At 36.1% G+C, this 16,752-nt stretch carries 14 protein-coding genes; 6 read left to right on the forward strand and 8 right to left on the reverse strand.

What is annotated here, in order from left to right:
• Window positions 1-25 precede the first annotated feature (25 nt).
• Entirely contained in the window at window positions 26-286 is a 261-nt protein-coding gene (locus tag ACLMCG_RS02295; RefSeq protein WP_223598688.1) for a hypothetical protein, read from the forward strand.
• Window positions 287-312: 26 nt separating this feature from the next.
• On the opposite strand, the gene ACLMCG_RS02300 is transcribed toward ACLMCG_RS02295, so the two are convergent.
• From ACLMCG_RS02300 to ACLMCG_RS02315, 4 genes are all read right to left on the reverse strand, one after another.
• Entirely contained in the window at window positions 313-1,716 is a 1,404-nt protein-coding gene (locus tag ACLMCG_RS02300) for an MFS transporter (RefSeq protein WP_413958637.1), read from the reverse strand.
• Window positions 1,713-2,357 carry a hypothetical protein gene (locus tag ACLMCG_RS02305; protein ID WP_413958638.1) on the reverse strand — a complete coding sequence of 215 codons (645 nt, stop codon included), beginning with the start codon at window positions 2,355-2,357 and terminating at the stop codon, window positions 1,713-1,715. Before ACLMCG_RS02305 ends, ACLMCG_RS02300 begins: the two co-directional genes overlap by 4 nt.
• 58 nt (window positions 2,358-2,415) lie before the next feature.
• Window positions 2,416-3,537, reverse strand: coding sequence for an amylo-alpha-1,6-glucosidase (locus ACLMCG_RS02310; RefSeq protein WP_413958639.1), 1,122 nt, complete (start codon window positions 3,535-3,537; stop codon window positions 2,416-2,418).
• A gap of 65 nt (window positions 3,538-3,602) precedes the next feature.
• A complete protein-coding gene (locus tag ACLMCG_RS02315; RefSeq protein WP_413958640.1) occupies window positions 3,603-6,020 on the reverse strand; it encodes a TonB-dependent receptor in 2,418 nt (805 codons plus the stop codon).
• A 241-nt stretch (window positions 6,021-6,261) separates the two neighbouring features.
• Between ACLMCG_RS02315 and ACLMCG_RS02320 the strand changes: the two genes are divergently transcribed.
• Together ACLMCG_RS02320 and ACLMCG_RS02325 are read left to right on the forward strand one after the other, a co-directional pair.
• Window positions 6,262-7,233 (forward strand): LacI family DNA-binding transcriptional regulator, encoded by a 972-nt coding sequence (locus ACLMCG_RS02320; RefSeq protein ID WP_413958641.1) that lies wholly within the window; start codon window positions 6,262-6,264, stop codon window positions 7,231-7,233.
• Window positions 7,234-7,263: 30 nt separating this feature from the next.
• The gene (locus ACLMCG_RS02325; RefSeq protein WP_223598694.1) at window positions 7,264-7,728 is read left to right on the forward strand and encodes a hypothetical protein; all 465 of its coding nucleotides are present in this window, start codon (window positions 7,264-7,266) and stop codon (window positions 7,726-7,728) included.
• A 287-nt stretch (window positions 7,729-8,015) separates the two neighbouring features.
• Here the strand turns inward: ACLMCG_RS02325 and ACLMCG_RS02330 are convergent, their stop codons facing one another.
• The 4 genes from ACLMCG_RS02330 to arr form a co-directional block, all read right to left on the reverse strand.
• Window positions 8,016-9,563, reverse strand: coding sequence for a hypothetical protein (locus tag ACLMCG_RS02330; protein ID WP_414136855.1), 1,548 nt, complete (start codon window positions 9,561-9,563; stop codon window positions 8,016-8,018).
• A 195-nt stretch (window positions 9,564-9,758) separates the two neighbouring features.
• Entirely contained in the window at window positions 9,759-10,373 is a 615-nt protein-coding gene (locus tag ACLMCG_RS02335) for a response regulator (protein ID WP_413958643.1), read from the reverse strand.
• A 2-nt stretch (window positions 10,374-10,375) separates the two neighbouring features.
• Window positions 10,376-13,396, reverse strand: a complete 3,021-nt coding sequence (locus ACLMCG_RS02340) for a sensor histidine kinase (protein WP_413958644.1) — start codon at window positions 13,394-13,396, stop codon at window positions 10,376-10,378.
• A gap of 196 nt (window positions 13,397-13,592) precedes the next feature.
• Window positions 13,593-14,006, reverse strand: coding sequence for an NAD(+)--rifampin ADP-ribosyltransferase (gene arr / locus ACLMCG_RS02345; protein ID WP_413959408.1), 414 nt, complete (start codon window positions 14,004-14,006; stop codon window positions 13,593-13,595).
• A 626-nt stretch (window positions 14,007-14,632) separates the two neighbouring features.
• On the opposite strand from arr, the gene ACLMCG_RS02350 reads away from it, so the two are divergent.
• The 3 genes from ACLMCG_RS02350 to ACLMCG_RS02360 all read left to right on the forward strand — a co-directional run bounded on the left by ACLMCG_RS02350 (window position 14,633) and on the right by ACLMCG_RS02360 (window position 16,705).
• Entirely contained in the window at window positions 14,633-15,106 is a 474-nt protein-coding gene (locus ACLMCG_RS02350; protein WP_413958645.1) for a Dps family protein, read from the forward strand.
• 29 nt (window positions 15,107-15,135) lie between these two features.
• Window positions 15,136-15,903 carry an alpha/beta fold hydrolase gene (locus tag ACLMCG_RS02355; protein WP_413958646.1) on the forward strand — a complete coding sequence of 256 codons (768 nt, stop codon included), beginning with the start codon at window positions 15,136-15,138 and terminating at the stop codon, window positions 15,901-15,903.
• Between the two features lie 106 nt (window positions 15,904-16,009).
• Window positions 16,010-16,705 carry a LytR/AlgR family response regulator transcription factor gene (locus tag ACLMCG_RS02360; protein ID WP_413958647.1) on the forward strand — a complete coding sequence of 232 codons (696 nt, stop codon included), beginning with the start codon at window positions 16,010-16,012 and terminating at the stop codon, window positions 16,703-16,705.
• The last annotated feature ends 47 nt before the right edge of the window (window positions 16,706-16,752 follow it).

Here is a 16,752-nt window from a genome sequence, read left to right on the forward strand (position 1 = left end):
CTATATTTGGTTTAAATATTAAAATATGAAAGTAGTTTTTGTATCGGATGATTTAAAGGAAATTGAGATTACCATTCCAGCGGTTGAATTTGATATATTACCCGTTGTGGGTGACTGGATTAATATAGAATCCTATGTAGATGAAATACAGTGGCAGGAAATTGAAAAGTATTTATATTCAATCAATAAACTGGCATTTGGAATGATTAATGGCAGAACCTGGACCAGAGAAGATGATGAAAATATCCTGTATGCTCACTTAACATTCAGCTCGCTCGATGAGTAAGTAAAAAATAATTATACCTTTTAAAACTAACTTGTTGTTAACTTCTTTACTTTCATAATAATTACGAAAAAAGATGCCAGTAAAAACAGAACTCCTGCGGCCATAATCGCTGCAGAGGGATTGCTCTCCAGAATATATTTATAAAATGCTCCAAAAGTCAAGGTCTGTATCAGCATCGGAATCACAATCATCATATTAATCACCCCCATATAAACTCCTCTTTTGTTCGCAGGGATTGATGGAGATACCATGGAGTAAGGAAGCCCCATCATGGCAGCCCATCCGATTCCAAAGAGAGCCATAGGCAGCAGTATTATATTTTCATCCATGATAAACGGAAGTACCAGCAATGATATTCCTGTAATCACCAGACAAAATGCATAAACACTTTTGGCAGAATATTTCAGCGCAAAAGGAATCAGAAGAAGTGCTGATATCAGAGTAATAAAATTATAAAAACCATTCATCAGGCCTGTCTGCCCAACTGCTTTTTCTACCAGACCGAGTACATTTTTTGCCCACAGCAGATCATTCTGAGACACAACATATCCATTTTTTGATAGTCTGATAAGTAAGTTTGCTTTTTCTTCATCTGCTTCCGAAACATGATAGAGAGTCCTTTTGATCATAGGGGTAACAAACTGCCAGTAACAGAAAAGTGCATACCATTGAAATAAGTAGACCAATGCCAGCTGCCAAAGTATTTTTGGCATATTAACAATAGCTTTAAAAATATCGATGAACGGTGTAAACAATGTATCATTCTCTTTTTCAGCTTTTAACTGAATAAGCTCTTCATCTGTTGGAGGAATTTCCGGTGTCTTGTATACAGACCATAGCACAGAGATAACAGAACAGAATGAACCCAGAAAAAATGAATAATAAACCCATGCAGGAATTCCCCCTGCTTCACTATTCCCGCCAAAATATTTCTGAAAAATAAAAAGGGAAAGATTAGCCAGTGTAATTCCGCCACCTACAAAAAGACTCTGCATCTGAAAGCCAAAAGTCTGCTGCTCTTCAGGAAGTTTATCTCCAATGAAAGCTCTGTAAGGTTCCATAGCTGTATTATTGGCGGCATCCAGAATCCAGAGAAGTCCCACTGCCATCCAGATCGAAGAGCTGAACGGAAAAACAAATAATGCAAGACTACATAGTACCGCTCCCAATAAGAAAAAGGGCTTCCGGCGTCCCCATTTTACGCTCCATGTTTTATCACTTATTGCTCCTATCAGCGGCTGAATAAGTAATCCCGTAACAGGACCTGCAAGATTAAGAATAGGAAGCTGATCTGTATGAGCCCCTAAAAAAGAATACAACGGATTGACAGCGGTCTGCTGCAACCCAAAGCTGTATTGAATGCCGAAAAAGCCAACATTCATATTCCAGATCTGCCAAAAACTCAGTCTTGGTATTATTTTCTTATTCATAGCTCAGGCTTTATGATTTGATAGTTCTTATCCAGTAAGAGATCTGCTTTTTCTTTGAACTGATGAATAATCTTATGTTCGATCTCTAACACTTTTTCAATAAAATCACTTTGTTCGTCACGATTTCTTTTCATCCGGTTTTCAAAGGTATCTTTATAAGTACGATCTATGAAGATAGTTAAATCAAAGTCATCAATACTCAACACATAAGTACCTTCAACAATAATAACCTGAACACCTTCTATCTCCAGGGTTTCCTCAGTTATAGAGTTTTCAGCATAATGGATTAAAGGCTTTGTAATAAAAGGTTCTTGCTCTTTAAACTTTTTTATATTGTCCTGAATCTTATTCAGATGTACTTCATGAATACCTACATGTTTAAGATCCTTTTGCCGGTTTTCATGGTTGCTTTTAGGAGGAAGCTTAAAATAATCATCCATTTGTATCACCAGGCTTTTTATTCCGTTTTTCTCCAAAATTTCACTTAAAGCAAAGGCTGTGACCGATTTTCCACTGCCACTTTCTCCTCCAATTCCAATAGCCCATTTTTGAAACGGCTGCCGTCTTTCCCTTATTATCTGGTAAATATTTTCAGCCGTGTCCAAATGTTTCTGCTCTAAATGTATGACATCTCCAATCATCTTTTAATCCGTTTTAAAAATATATAAATTGTATTGTAACCTGATCCTGATCTTTGTATCAGATCTTCATCAGAAGGTAGCCGCAAGCTGAAAAGCAAAGAAATTCAGTTCCTGAAGGGATCAGCTGATCTGTAGAATAATATTCGCTGAAATCTGCTCCTTTTTCTGTGAGAAGTTTTTCGTATTCAGTTACAATTTTCAGTGGTATTTCATCATGCTTTCTTTTTTTCAATCCCAGGCAAAGCCAACCAAGATATATGGGCCATGATCCGCCATTATGAAAATGATAAGGTTGATTTTTAAACTGATAGCTGTAATTATTTTCAAGTAAATTCCAATCCGGATCTTCTGGGAATACAATCGGATAAAATACTGGCAGCATCCAGTGACCGAACTCGATTTTTAACTGTTCTAAAAAATGAGTAAAAGCACTTAAATCTAAATCCAGACCTAAAAACACAGCCAATGCATTTCCAGCAAGATCAAATCTTTCATCATATCCATTTGCGTTCAATGATGCCCAGAAATAGGGTTTTTCGGTTGCTTTCTGATAAGCATTTTCATGATATCGGTCTGCATCAGTACTGCTTTTCCTGAAATTGTTTTCTATCAGCTCTTTTGTTTTTTCAGCAAGAGATTGCAGATTTGCATCTTCATATACTTTCGCTGCACTTTTGAACGCCCAATAGCGAAGTACATTATCGTACAGAACATAACCTGAGGTGACATATTCATCTGCCCAGTTCCCTCCCAAAGGGCTATACACCAAACCTCTCTGATTGAATTCCCAGGTTTTCAGACAGGAAAATGCCTTATCTATTTTTTCTTTTAAAGCTTTTTTAAAGTCTTCATCCTTTGCATACATGATATATTCGCAAGCCCCGATAATCCACCAGACTGTTGCATCTGTTCGCCCTACAAGTGTTCCGTAACTAACTTTTTCACCATCCACATTAGAAGGAATCTGACCATTTTCAGCCTGATGTTTTGCCAGTGTTTTCACCGATTTCCTCAGTCCATCCACAATTGTTTGATTTTTGATTAAAATCCCCGTAATCCCTGTCATCATTGAGTCCCGAGACCATACTCTGGCATAGTTATCTTTTCTTTCGCAAGAAGCAAGAATTCCCTGTTCTGAGATGGACTGTTCTATAACCTGTAAAGCTTTTTGTGTAAACATATTATTGAATAAGTTGTTTTTATAAATCACCGTAATGATTTTCAATGAGATATCTGTTAATAAAATTAGAAATCAAATTTCACACTTGCACCAATTGTTCTTCCCGGCAGAGTTCTCGCTCTTACAATACCATTGGTTCCCTGTAATGATCCTTCTTCTGCTTCGGTGATAGCAAGCGCATTAAACACATTATTAGCGTTCACATTCAGTGTCAGATTATTGAACAGTCTGTATGAAATGTATGGATTTATAATTATATAGCCCGGCATAATCAGCTTATTGCTATCCTGAGTAAATGCTTTTGTAGAGCCCACAGCAAAGAATCCAAAGCTCAGCTTTTCTATATTAACATTAGGATTGAATGAGTACATCAGCTTGGGAGTTCTTCTTGGCATATTCCCTATTATTGTCGGATCTATTGCATTTTTAATTTCGGCATGAGTATAGGTAAGACCTGCTTTGATATCAAAATTTTTATTGATCTTATAGAACCCATCGAACTCAATTCCCCAGGACTGGTACTTGTTTTCTGTTCTTATCTGGGTGGTTGCTTCGTAATTCGCCTCGATGGTTTTTGCGTAAAAGAAAGTTGTATTCAGAAAATAATTGGCTCCTCTTAGTTTATAACCGGCTTCAATCTGATTGAGTTTATTCACTTTTACAGCATCTAAGGCCGGGTCATCATTATTAGTATAATTGTATCCGGCAAAAAGAATTCTGTCAGCTGACGCACTTCCCCCCTGGCTTACTCTGGCAAAAATGGCATGATGAGAATTTAAGGTATAGTTTGCTCCAAATGAGTATCCGAAAATACCATATTTATAATCAACAGGAACAGTGCCATCTACTACAGCCACTGAAAGTTCAGGAGTTTCAATAATTCCGTTTTGATTCACGTCAATGATACGTGTTGTATTTTTTGTTCCGGAAAAACTTCCTGATACATTTCCAAAATCATATCGTGCCCCAAGATCCAGAGTTAGGTTCGCAATCGGATTAATTTCCACCTGCGCATGAGGTGCAATCACGGAATACTTAGTATCGTAATTTCTATTTACGCCTCCCCAATCCGGAACTCCATAGTGAAGCAGACCATTGTCTGTAATTTTAGTTCCCGTATTGCTGATGATATCTACCAATCTTGCATTATTATCGGAAACTTCCATCAGATAAGTATTCCAGTTCCAGGATAAGTTGATATTTTGAGTACTGTTGTACACTCCGGCATTGAGTTTTATCTTATTCCACTTTTTACTCATATTCAAATCGCTGAAAAAGTTGTTCAGATTATTCAGTTTGGTATTGAATAACACTGTTTTCATATACTTTGTATCGTTATCTACAGCATTGCTGGTTCCTGCATAGACTGCGTTTCCATACCCGGCAATAGATTCCAAAATTTCAGATTTACTGCCAACAGCTGCAGGAAAAGGTGCTAAAAACTGTCCGTCATTTGCAGCATATCTTGCCTTCGCATCTAATTTCCATCCGGCACCCAGATCATAATTAAATTCCATCCCTACAGTTTTGGATACAGAATGCATCCCATCACGGATATCACTTTTCAGAATCTGTCCATTTCCGCCAAACGTAATATCATTCTTAAAATTAGCAGACTGAAGAGCTCCTGTTAAGATATTGTAATGGGCCAGAGAGCTGTAATCAGGGTTGGAATCTGAACCTGAAACTGCGACAGGCATTGGCATATATGCTGCTGTTCTGTCATCGAGATATTTACCATAAATCCGGATACTTCCTTTTTCGAATTTTTTTAGTAAAGATAAACGAAACTGTCCTCCGTTATTAGAGGTATATCCTGTCTTTCTGGGACCGTCTCCACCTCTGTAAAAACCACCTACTCCAATATAAAAGTCTTTCCCAAGAGGTGTTCCATAGTCTACATCTGTTCTGAAGTTATTATAATTCAAACCTACCTGCTGGGTTATGCTACCTCCTTTCTTTTCTCCTGTTTTTGTAATGAAATTGATAATACCTGCGGGTGAGTTTGATGCAAAAACGGATGCAGAACCTCCTCTCAGGGCCTCAACTCTGGATACAAAAGAATCAAATCTTGTAAACTGATCCTGCGTTCCAAAAGCAATATCTCCAAACTGCATTACCGGAAGCCCATCTTCCTGAATCAGAAGATATCTTGACCCTCCTGCAGAAACAGGAACTCCTCTTACCGTAATATTTGAGTTTCCTTCACCTCCTGAAGACTCACTGCGGATTCCCGGAATTGTCCTAAAAATTTCAGCTGTAGTCCTGGGTGCTGCATTGATGATATCAGCTTGTTTTAGAGTTGAAATTGAAGTACTTGTCTTAATGGAGGATTTAGGATTGGAATTACCTGTAATAACAACTTCATCTATGACCTTATTTCTGGCTGATATGGTATCATGAACAGTATCCTGAGAGAACATAAAAGCGGCTATATTAATAGTCCCTAAAATCAGCAATTTCTTTATTACTTGTGCTTCCATAGCATTTCTAAATTTTTGTTATGTCTCAAAAGTATTTTTTTTAGCATCTCAAAAAGGGATTTTGAACAGGGTATTAACGCTATGTTAATTTCAAACGGTTGCGCAAACGGTTGCGGTTGATAAGTTTTCATTACATTAACTTTTTCTTAACACATTAAAACTATTTATTTAACAAATATTAACAAAATATTTTACTACAATTATTCTTAATTTCTCCCAATAATTGACATGAACTCTTAAAATGAAAAGAACGACCATAAAAGATCTTGCGAAAATGCTCAACATTAGTACTTCAACAGTTTCCAGAGCATTAAAGGATCATCCTGATATAAGCAGTTCTGTTAAGCTCAAAGTGAAGGAAGCGGCAGAAACGTTTAATTATATTCCGAATGATTTTGCCATCAGTTTCAGGAAAAACTCTTCTAAGGTGATTGGTCTTATTGTTCCGGAAATTTCCATGTTTTTTTTACCATCAATCATTAATGGTATTTCATCCATTCTTAATAAAGAAGGATACCGTTTTTTTATATTATCATCCAATGATTCCTTTGAAACAGAAAAGGAACATATAGAAACCTGCATCAATTCCCGAGTAGATGGTATCCTGATTTCATTAACAAATGAGACCAAAAATGGTGAACATTTGAAAAAACTGAAGGAAATGGAAATTCCGGTTATTATTTTCGATAAAACGATTCCTCAGCAGAGTTTTGAATCTGTAATTTTTGACAATATAAAAACAGCCGAACAGTGTGCAGAAAAATTAGTTGACCAGGGATGCAAAAATATACTGGCAATTTTTGGCGATGAAAATCTTGAAATCACACAAAGCAGGCTCAAGTCATTCGAAAACAAAATCAGACAATTTCCTTCTATCCGATTGAATATTATATTCTGTAAATCTGCTGATATTGTAAAACAAAAACTGGATCTTTTGTTAGATGACCATTCATTTGATGGATTTTTTGCCATGAGTGATGAAACTTTAATGGGCCTCCATAGCTCATTAATCAAAAGAAACCTAAACAACACGAATAAGAAAGTAATTGCTATAAGTGAAGGAACTTTACCGAAATATCTGGATGAAACATATGAATATCAAATCAATGATGGATATAAAATGGGAACATTTGCCGCTACAAAACTAATGGAAAAAATCAAAAAACTCAATCCTAACTCTCCAACAAATCCCTATAATTGTTACTATTTATAGCTTAAAAGAAAATAGAAATACATTATTAATATGAAACAGTTACCGATTGAAGAAACCTTTTCCTCACCGCAATGGTTAAAAATAATCTGCTATTTTTTTGGACTTCTCTTAGGTTTGACGGGATTTGGGCTTCTTATGCAGAAAGATCTTCCCCGGGAAATTATTTTTTTGGTACCATTCATTTTCCTGATTGCTGTTAGTATGCTGATGTATACCCGGCTAAGACTAATCATTTCAAATACAGAAATCCTCTTTACAGGAGGTTTGAGACAACATCAGTTTCTTTGGACTGATATTACAGGAATAGATATGAAAATTGTTGGAAAATATCAGACCCCAATCTGTATTGTACATTACGGCAAGAAATCACTGGAACTTCATAGAGGTTTTTACTTAAAAGGACAGTTCAATAGAATCTTATCATTGTTGGAAACAAAAGCCGCACCGGAATTATTTTCTGAACAATATCAATCGATCCGTCATCACCTCAGTTAATTTGTTAAAACTACAATAAAAAAGCCCCCATAGGGAGGCTAAAACTATTGGATGAATGAAAAACTTATCCCAAATGTAGGAAATATTCATTCTGTCATTTATGCGTACAATCATAATCAGAGATTTTTATTTTAATAGAAAAATCTCTGAGAAAAACAGTTTGTGACATCATTTTTATGAAGGAACATATGCTCTCAATAAAAAAGCTGCAAAGAATAAACTTTACAGCTTTGATTTTCATAGTATGTTTTTAGAATCTTTTTTCTAGTCTGATAATTATCCTGAATTTAGTTTTGGAACTTTACAAAATCCAGATAAAAAGAAGGGTTGCCTCCATTGAAGGATGCTGGCACTACTCCATTTGTTTTCCCTGCCAAGACAGTATACGTTCCTGGTGTGGCGAAATATAATACCCTGTTCTGATCTCTTGGAAACATATATGCAGCCGTGTTTGATCCACAGTAGCTTCTCCAGACATCACCTATACCGTTGATATAGAAAAAGTAATCATTACAGTCAGAATTGATAGCGATTCCGCATCGGAAAAAATACCAGCCCTTTGCCGGAATGGTAACCTGAACTCCCGTATTCAATCCACCACCACCCGTTCCTCCTGTAAAAGGATTTACCAATGCTCCGGTATACGGTGTCCAATTATTGGCAAATGCTGTAGTAACGGTAGAAGACCATGTTGCCAATCCGTTTGCATCACTGGTCAGTACATAACCCAGCTGCTGGGTGCCGTCTTTGATCTGAAGAGCCCCATTGGTAGTTCCGTTATCAATAACAATCTTTGCACTGGCAGCTCCTGCCGGTACTGTATTGGTTCCTACCAGAACTTTTCCTGTACCGTTGATGCTTAAATTGTTTCCTGCCGTTGCAATATCAGTTGTCTGCGAAAGGGTTCCTCCCAATTTTACATCTGTACCGGATAAAGTAAGACCGTTACTTGCTGTGATATTATTATTAATGATTGTTGTTCCGCCATTTCCATTACCTCCTGCAAGCTCAGTAACCGTCATAAATCCTATTCCCGGATTCAGCTGTGCAGTTCCGGCTCCTCCCAATCTTACCTTTACAGAGGTATCAACTGTAGGTCTGTAAATAGCATAGGCTTCCGGCTGGCCGCCAATAGATGTTGCCGGATAATTATTGATGGCATCCACAACTCCTGTTGTACTGGAAGGAAGAACAGAGTTATTGGAAGCGTCTACCCATTCATACACAAAGAATCCTCCTGCCAGCGAAAAATCTGTGGCATGCAGCTGACAACGGAGCACATAGGTTTTACCTGCTTTCAGATTGAAAACACCTGCGCTGTAAGTAATATTATTGGAGGCAATGACAGATCCAAATGTCACATCTGATCCTGTAGATACGGATTGGGCTGCGTTTGGCTTCACAATAATATAATCCCCTGTAGCAGATGTTCCCGTTGAAAGAAGTTCCCATGTAGAATTCGTTCCGGTAAGTCCCGTACTCACCAGCTCCACGCTCTGATTGGCTGGTACTGAAATACTGGCATTTCCGTTAATTGTTTCCGGAGCCACGGCATTCACGGTGATCTTAAAGTTTGTGTTGTTTTTAATTCTGTAAATCCTCCCTTTGAAGTTTCCAACCCCACTGATGGAAGGTGGTAAACCGAATACGGCATCTGAACTTCCATTGTATGAAACGTGGAAATCTGATAATGCTAAATTATAAGTGGCTGTAGTGACCGCTTTATAATTAGCAGCCAATGATCCGTTAATATCCATCGTAGAACCGGGATTCACTGTGTTGACCCCAACATTTCCTGCCTGGGCAAAAGCAATAGCCGGACTCAGGGCTATCATTGCAAAGATTAGTTTTGTAGAAATTTTAACCATTTATCATTAATTTATTTACATTAATAAACCCGATTGTTTAACATAATGTAAAAGTATCAGAATAAATTCTACAGAAAACATCACCATGCGTAGAAAAAAACTAAGCAAATTGTAGAAAATTTTCTACACTCAAAAAATAGCTTTTATTTACAAAAATCAGTATTACGACATATAAGCTTCATACAGTTTAATAAGATCGGCCAGATTACTTGTTTTCAGCTTTTTATGGATTCTTTTTTTATAGGTACTGATTGTGGACATCTGAATATCCATCTCATTTGAAATTTCCAGATTACCGTTTCCTTTTACCATGAGCATAAAAATTTCATACTCTCTTTCTGATAAACTTTTTATAGCATCAAGAGTGGAAGGCTGTAAAAGTCTGTTGACTATACCGTTTGGATAATAATTTCCTTCTGAAAACATTTTCATCACGGCTTCAGAAATGATATCTACCTTACTTAGTTTATTAATATATCCATCTGCCCCTTCCTTGATATACTGTATGGCAATCTCATCTTCATAAGCCGAAAAAACAAGTATTTTCAAGGCAGGATCAAGCAGTTTGATTTCTGAGATCATTTTTTTATTTCTGCTTTCAGGCATATTGATATCCAGAATAAGCAGATCAAATTTTTGCCTTGAAATTTTATCGAAAGCTTCAGGATAATCAGAAGCTGTATCTATCAGTACATCAGGAATGCGCGATTCTAAAATGATGGCGGTTCCTGTTAATACAATATCATGATCATCTGCTATAAGGATCTTTTTAATCATTTTTAAGATTTTTTAAGAATTAATTGGAAAGAAGTACCTTTTGTTTCGTTTCTTCTGATTATAATTTTACTTTCTAACATTTGGAGCAACTGAAGTATCAGATGGAGTCCCATCCCGTATTTTTGTAATAACAGCTTCTCATTTTCAATATTCTCCTGAAGCTTGGTGTAATATTCAATCTTGTGCTCATCCATGCCGATTCCTGTATCTGTAATTTCCAGAATAACAGCTTCCTGTTCATCCGATCCGGTTATGATAATATTCCCGTTTCGTGTATATTTTACAGAGTTATCCATCAGGTTATGAATAATAACAGCCAGAATATTTTTACTGATCTGTATCATTAGTTCTTTATCTACATTATTAACAATTGCCGTGTTATGATTAGCTGCAATCTCATCAAAAAGGATTTTCTTTTCCTCCACCAGGTCATAGAAGGAATACAATTCTGTTTCGTCAGTCCTGTATTCATTGTATATATCAGCATATTCTTTGAGTGTTTTCGTGAAATTGTATAACTGGTTGGATGATTTATAAATAGAATTCAGAATCCTTTCAGTGCGGTGCAAACTCATTTCCTGATAATCTAAAGCTTCTTTGCTGGTCAAAGCAATAAACTTCAACGGTGTGGTAATATCATGGGTAATGGTCCCGATGAGCTTTTTCTGCTGTTCGATTTCCTTTCCCAGTTTTGTTTGAGTAATTTCCAGGTTTTCCACAGTTTCTGAAAGAGTTCTGGTTCTTAAACGGATTATTTCTTCCAGTTCACGGTTCTTCTTTTTATGAAAGCTCGTCCGCCATCTTACGGATAAATAAAGCAAAAAAAGCAACAGAAAAGTGATAAACAGTTTAAACCATAGCGTTTGATAAAAAAAAGGAGGAATGATAATTTTAATTTTCTTAAAAACATATTCCTGCTTATCAGAAACAAGCATTCTAATGGTAAGAACATGGATACCATAGCCAAGGTTATTGAGTAAAAACTTCCGGTCCTTTCCTACAGACATCCATTTACCGGTTCCATTATCATCCCATTTTGTTTCAATGACAATATTATCAGGGTTTGCATAGTAAGGGACATCAATAAACAATTCAACCCGTCTGTTTTCCTGGCTCAGCATTAATGTATTTGTAAACAATCTTTCCTTATCATCAACCAAAGCCCTTTCTATACACATGTCTGTGGGATAATAACTTTTAACTTTCAAGGGATTAAAAAATACAAGCCCATTTAATGAGGGTAAAACAAAATCGCCATTTTTCAATTTGTTGCCATTTACATTACTTCCGCCATTAAATTCGTTGGTGTTAAAACCTGCTTCTTTTGAATATCTGTAATAGTTCAATTTTAAATTCCGGTTTTGTACATATTTCAAAAGCATGTTTTCTCTTATCTTGTACAAGCCATTGTTGGTTGGAATCCAGAAATAACCATCCTGATCTTCCAGCAGTGTGTGGGGAGATAAAAGATTCCCTTCCGGATCACCGGGCATTTTTATAAGCTGATTGTTTTTTATAAGATAAAAACCTCTTCCCAGAGTGGTTACCCATAAATTTCCATCTGTAGTATGTACAATATCACGGATTGACAATTCATTTTTCCCGGTTAAATCGTAGATTTTATTATGATTGACTGATATTTTGTACAATCCTTTTATTGTACCAACCAAAATATCACCCTTTTCTGTTAAAATAATCTTAGTAGGTTCATTTGCAAACAGATATTTTTTCTTTAAAGACTTATAGGGTAAATCTTCATAAATGCTTAGTGTACCTGTGAATTCTGTATTTCCTTTTTTTTGTTTCGCTGCCAGTACATAGTATTTTCCATTGGCAAAGAAGAAATCTTTCACAGTGTCTTCTCCCGTAGAAATACTTTGGAAATCTGTAAAATCAGAATTTTTATTGTATACAAAAAGAGTTTGTTCTCTTCGGGTTACAATATTTCTATGCTTGTCAAAATTTAAAAAATAGGATATATTTTTTTCGAAGTTTTTGCTTTTAACCAGTCCGTTCCTGTTATAAATTTCTCCTGCGGGGTTAATTACACATGAATCATTATAAGGTTGGATCGCATAAAAGACAGCTGATGATTTTGGAGTACTCTTTTTCGAAGAGGTAAAATCTGTTAAGCTCACTATTTTGAGTCCGTCTGTGCTGCTCCCAATATAAAGCTTTTTATATTTTTCATCATAATAAATGCTCATCAGGTTACTTTCGCTTATATGATCCAGCTGAACCAATTTTAATAGCTTGAGTGTTCCATCCTTGTAAATACATCTGTAAAGAATATCATTATTCAATATAAATCCCTGCCCATTTGTTCTGTTCCAGAAAATTTTGCTTCTGACATCCGCTACAAGGGGTAGATCATAAGAACCTGTAATTTTCCCTTCTTCTATTTTTTTTACTTTTTTAGTATTCCGATCAATATAAAACAGGATATCTCCTATTGTAAAGGCATTTGGATCATTTTTATAAAGCGGTTTTACATCAAGTGTAACCTGTGATTTCGAAAGAAAATCTTCATAAACAAAGGAATTCTGTGTGATAAAATATCTTCCTTTTTTGAAGTCCATAAAAAAATAAACTCCCGGAGATGGGCTGTAGCTGTAGTTTGAAATACACAGATGATAATTGATATTATCTTTAACAATAATTGTTGGAAATCTTTTTATACTTTTAATAACTTTGGGGACCTTTTGGTGTATTAAAACTGTTTTTCCATAATCTCCTGCTGTAAAAATGCTGTCTTTTTTAGAATCACCGTAAAAATAAGTAAACCGCTGGCTATTTAATGGGAAATTTTTACGAACAAAAAAATTGAGTCCGTCATATCTTACGATTCCATTTTCTGTTGTTAGCCAGATAAAACCATATTTATCTTTTATAATATCTTTTACACTATTCTGAGGGAGTCCGTTATCTGTATTGAAAAGCTGCACAGTATATTGCTGAGAGTAAATCAAAAGAAAAGCAAACAGAAAACCAACTGTAAGAATATTTCTACACAAACCAATCATTTTTTACCAATAGTGTAAAGATAATTTATTTAAACACATTATTTGCCAAAATATGTCTCATTGAGTTTTTATGTCAAATATTTCCTATTGGTTTAATATTTAATTCATAACAAAAGTAGGTTTATATGTATTTTTTTCCTTTTTGATAAAAATTGCAAGTCATTAGAATGTAAACCATTAAAAACAAATAAGGAGACTAATTGATGATCTCTCCTTTGCTGTCATCTAATTTTTCACGAAACTTCTGAAGATCTTCAGGGTTAGGTTTTGTCCATTCTTCAGTTTCACCGATAATTTTCAAAGGCATTTCTGAACGATAAGAACGGGTGGGATTTCCTGGAAATTTTTTGTCTGTTACATTGGGATCATTTTCATAAATACCTGTTGGTTCTACAATGTATACACGCTCTGCTCCATCGCCTTTTGCTAGAGCAGCGGCAAGCCCTGCGCCGTTAATCAAAGCTGTGAAATAGATATGATTCATTTTTAATTCTGACTTATAATTTGAGATTCCGCCAGACGTCAGCAGATCTCCAACCTGTAAATCTGCTTTTGTTCCATGGTAAAAAGGTCCTTTATCAGAAGGATGATTTTGTAATAACAGTGCCAGTTCGGAGTTCTTTTTTGATGTTTCAGGATCTCCTAATTCCTCATAGCATTTGGAAATATTCAAATAAAGAGAAGGTAAGGCACTTTTAACCGTATCATCATTTATTTTTAAAGCAAATTCCAGAGAGGTTTCAAGCCACTTCAACCGATCAGCAGGTGTTTTTTGATGACGAGATACATAATGAGCTGCCAGAAATTTTTCATGATCGTCTGCCGCTTCTTCCCAGGCTTGTAAAAACAGTCTTTTGGCCTCCTCAGGCATGGCTTTATCTTCCATATTCATCCCCTGAAGGCAAAGTTTGATAACATTATTAAATGGTGAAAACTCCATGTTTTATTTTTTTATTATTTCTGAATGTACTGTATGCTATTGAGCAAATTTATACAAAATATAAAAAGGCTGGTTGCCCATTGACTGAAATTATTTTAATGTTCTCCCTGATAACACCATCACTATAAGTAGTCCTATCTGATCTGAATTTACAGCTATTAATAATCATTTGAGAAACGGAGCTTTTCAACGATTGTTTATGCCTGTTTATCGAAAATCAGGACTGTTTTACAGTATTATGAATGAACTTTACATCAGCAAAAGAGCAATAATACTCAACTATAAATACCATTATTATGAAAACAAAAATCGGAATTACAGAAAAAAACACAGAAGCCGTTGCAGAACAACTGGCAAAACTATTAGCTGATGAGACACTGCTTTACATCAAAACAAGAAATGCACACTGGAATGTAACCGGAGACAACTTCCACGCCAACCACATTTTCTTTGAAGAACAGTACAAACAACTGGATGAACTGATGGACAGCGTCGCAGAACGCATGCGAAAAATAGGACATTATGCTCCGGCAACCATGAAAATCTATCTGGAACTGACTCATTTAACTGAAGATAGTGAAAGAACCAATGACGGACTCGGCTTTATGAAAGACCTTTTGAGCGACCACGAAAGCATCATCGAGTTTCTCCGTGGAAACATCACTCCTTTTGCTGAAAAATACAAAGATTACGGAAGCAGTGACTTTATAACGGGTCTGATGGAAACCCATGAAGAGATGGCCTGGATGATCCGTTCATATTTTAGATAAAAAGATATTTTTAACTTAAAGAAATTAATATGAAAACCAGATTTAAACATCTGCTAGCCATTCTGTTTGTTAGCCTGGGAGTCTTAGGAAATTTTGTATATGGACAAAAAACACCTGTCAAAAACATTGTTTTGGTTCATGGAGCTTTTGTAGATGGCTCGGGCTGGGAAGGAGTATATAAAGAACTTGTCAAAAAGGGATATCATGTTTCTGTAACTCAACAGACTTTACTTTCTTATGAGGATGATGTGAAGCAGGTAAACAGAATTATTGACCAGCAGGACGGTCCCTGCATCCTGGTAGGTCACAGTTATGGCGGTGCCATTATAACCACCGCGGGAAACAATCCAAAAATTGCCGGACTGGTATATCTTGCTGCACATGCTCCTGATGAAGGCGAAACTGAGGCAGACAACGGAAAAAAATATCCGTCAGAATATAAATCTCTAATTAAGGGAAATGACGGATTTGATTATATAAATCCAGTCAACTTTCCTGCAGACTTTGCCGGAGGTGTAGCTAAAGAAAAAGCAGATTTTATGGCTTTCTCACAAACGCCTACGCAGGATTTGGTTTTTCACGCCATTATTCATCATCCGGCCTGGAAATCAAAACCAGTCTGGTATATGGTTGCTAAAGCAGATAAAATTATAAATCCAGACTTGGAACGTTTCTATGCAAAGCGGGCCAATAGCAAAAAAACAATAGAAATTGCAGGTGCAAGCCATTGTGTCTTCATGACCCATCCTAAAGAAGCTGCTGAACTTATTATTGATGCCGCCAAAGGAAGTGAATAAAATTTGATATACACAATATCTTATTAGTTTACAAAATCAAGCATAATGAACGAATGTCCGAAAATAATTAAGTAGTATATTTGTATAAACAGAAAGAATTATACCTATGAAAGCTTTAATCGTGGATGATAACGACATTGCAAGGACAACTTTAGCACATCTGGCAAAACAGATTCCTAATCTCACGGTTATTGATGAATTTTCCAATGCGATCAGCGCTTATAATTACCTGCAGTCCAATCCGGTCGATTTAATTTTTCTGGATATAGAAATGCCTGAAATGACAGGAATTGAACTTACGAAAACACTTTCAGGTAAAGATACCATTATCATTTTCACAACTTCCAAAAAAGAGTATGCACTCGAAGCTTTTGAGCTCAATATTGCAGATTATCTTTTAAAACCTATTATGCCGGCAAGATTCCTGCAGGCGGTAAGCAAAGCACAAATCATTCTCGAAAGCAGAAAAGAAAATGTGGAAGTAACCAGAGATGAGTTCCTTTTCGTAAGAGATTCCAATGTTACCAGACGCTTAAAGCTGGATGATATTTTTTACGCAGAAGCCATGGGCGACTATGTGAAATTTTATACAAAAGAGAAAATGTTTGCCATTCATGGTAAAATGAAAACCGCTGAAGAACGTCTCCCGAAAGATCATTTCATAAGAGTTCACCGCTCTTATATTGTTTCTGTAAGTAAGATTGATACGCTTCAGGATGGCGGGATTATGATCAACGGTAAATTCATTCCCGTAGCGGATGCCTATCGTAAAGCACTCAATACAAGAATGAACGTTTTTTAGCAGTCGGAGATTGCTGACCTTCCTACCACTCTATTTTTGATCTTAAT

Origin of the sequence: Chryseobacterium sp. S90 (genome assembly GCF_047444895.1) — a bacterium.
Lineage (GTDB): Bacteria > Bacteroidota > Bacteroidia > Flavobacteriales > Weeksellaceae > Chryseobacterium.

What these genes read in the sequence shown, in the direction of transcription:
- ACLMCG_RS02295 (WP_223598688.1), top strand. Translation starts at nt 26, where the DNA reads ATGAAAGTAGTTTTTGTATCGGATGATTTAAAGGAAATTGAGATTACC.
- ACLMCG_RS02300 (WP_413958637.1), bottom strand. Translation starts at nt 1,716, where the DNA reads ATGAATAAGAAAATAATACCAAGACTGAGTTTTTGGCAGATCTGGAAT.
- ACLMCG_RS02305 (WP_413958638.1), bottom strand. Translation starts at nt 2,357, where the DNA reads ATGATTGGAGATGTCATACATTTAGAGCAGAAACATTTGGACACGGCT.
- ACLMCG_RS02310 (WP_413958639.1), bottom strand. Translation starts at nt 3,537, where the DNA reads ATGTTTACACAAAAAGCTTTACAGGTTATAGAACAGTCCATCTCAGAA.
- ACLMCG_RS02315 (WP_413958640.1), bottom strand. Translation starts at nt 6,020, where the DNA reads ATGGAAGCACAAGTAATAAAGAAATTGCTGATTTTAGGGACTATTAAT.
- ACLMCG_RS02320 (WP_413958641.1), top strand. Translation starts at nt 6,262, where the DNA reads ATGAAAAGAACGACCATAAAAGATCTTGCGAAAATGCTCAACATTAGT.
- ACLMCG_RS02325 (WP_223598694.1), top strand. Translation starts at nt 7,264, where the DNA reads ATGAAACAGTTACCGATTGAAGAAACCTTTTCCTCACCGCAATGGTTA.
- ACLMCG_RS02330 (WP_414136855.1), bottom strand. Translation starts at nt 9,563, where the DNA reads ATGATAGCCCTGAGTCCGGCTATTGCTTTTGCCCAGGCAGGAAATGTT.
- ACLMCG_RS02335 (WP_413958643.1), bottom strand. Translation starts at nt 10,373, where the DNA reads ATGATTAAAAAGATCCTTATAGCAGATGATCATGATATTGTATTAACA.
- ACLMCG_RS02340 (WP_413958644.1), bottom strand. Translation starts at nt 13,396, where the DNA reads ATGATTGGTTTGTGTAGAAATATTCTTACAGTTGGTTTTCTGTTTGCT.
- ACLMCG_RS02350 (WP_413958645.1), top strand. Translation starts at nt 14,633, where the DNA reads ATGAAAACAAAAATCGGAATTACAGAAAAAAACACAGAAGCCGTTGCA.
- ACLMCG_RS02355 (WP_413958646.1), top strand. Translation starts at nt 15,136, where the DNA reads ATGAAAACCAGATTTAAACATCTGCTAGCCATTCTGTTTGTTAGCCTG.
- ACLMCG_RS02360 (WP_413958647.1), top strand. Translation starts at nt 16,010, where the DNA reads ATGAAAGCTTTAATCGTGGATGATAACGACATTGCAAGGACAACTTTA.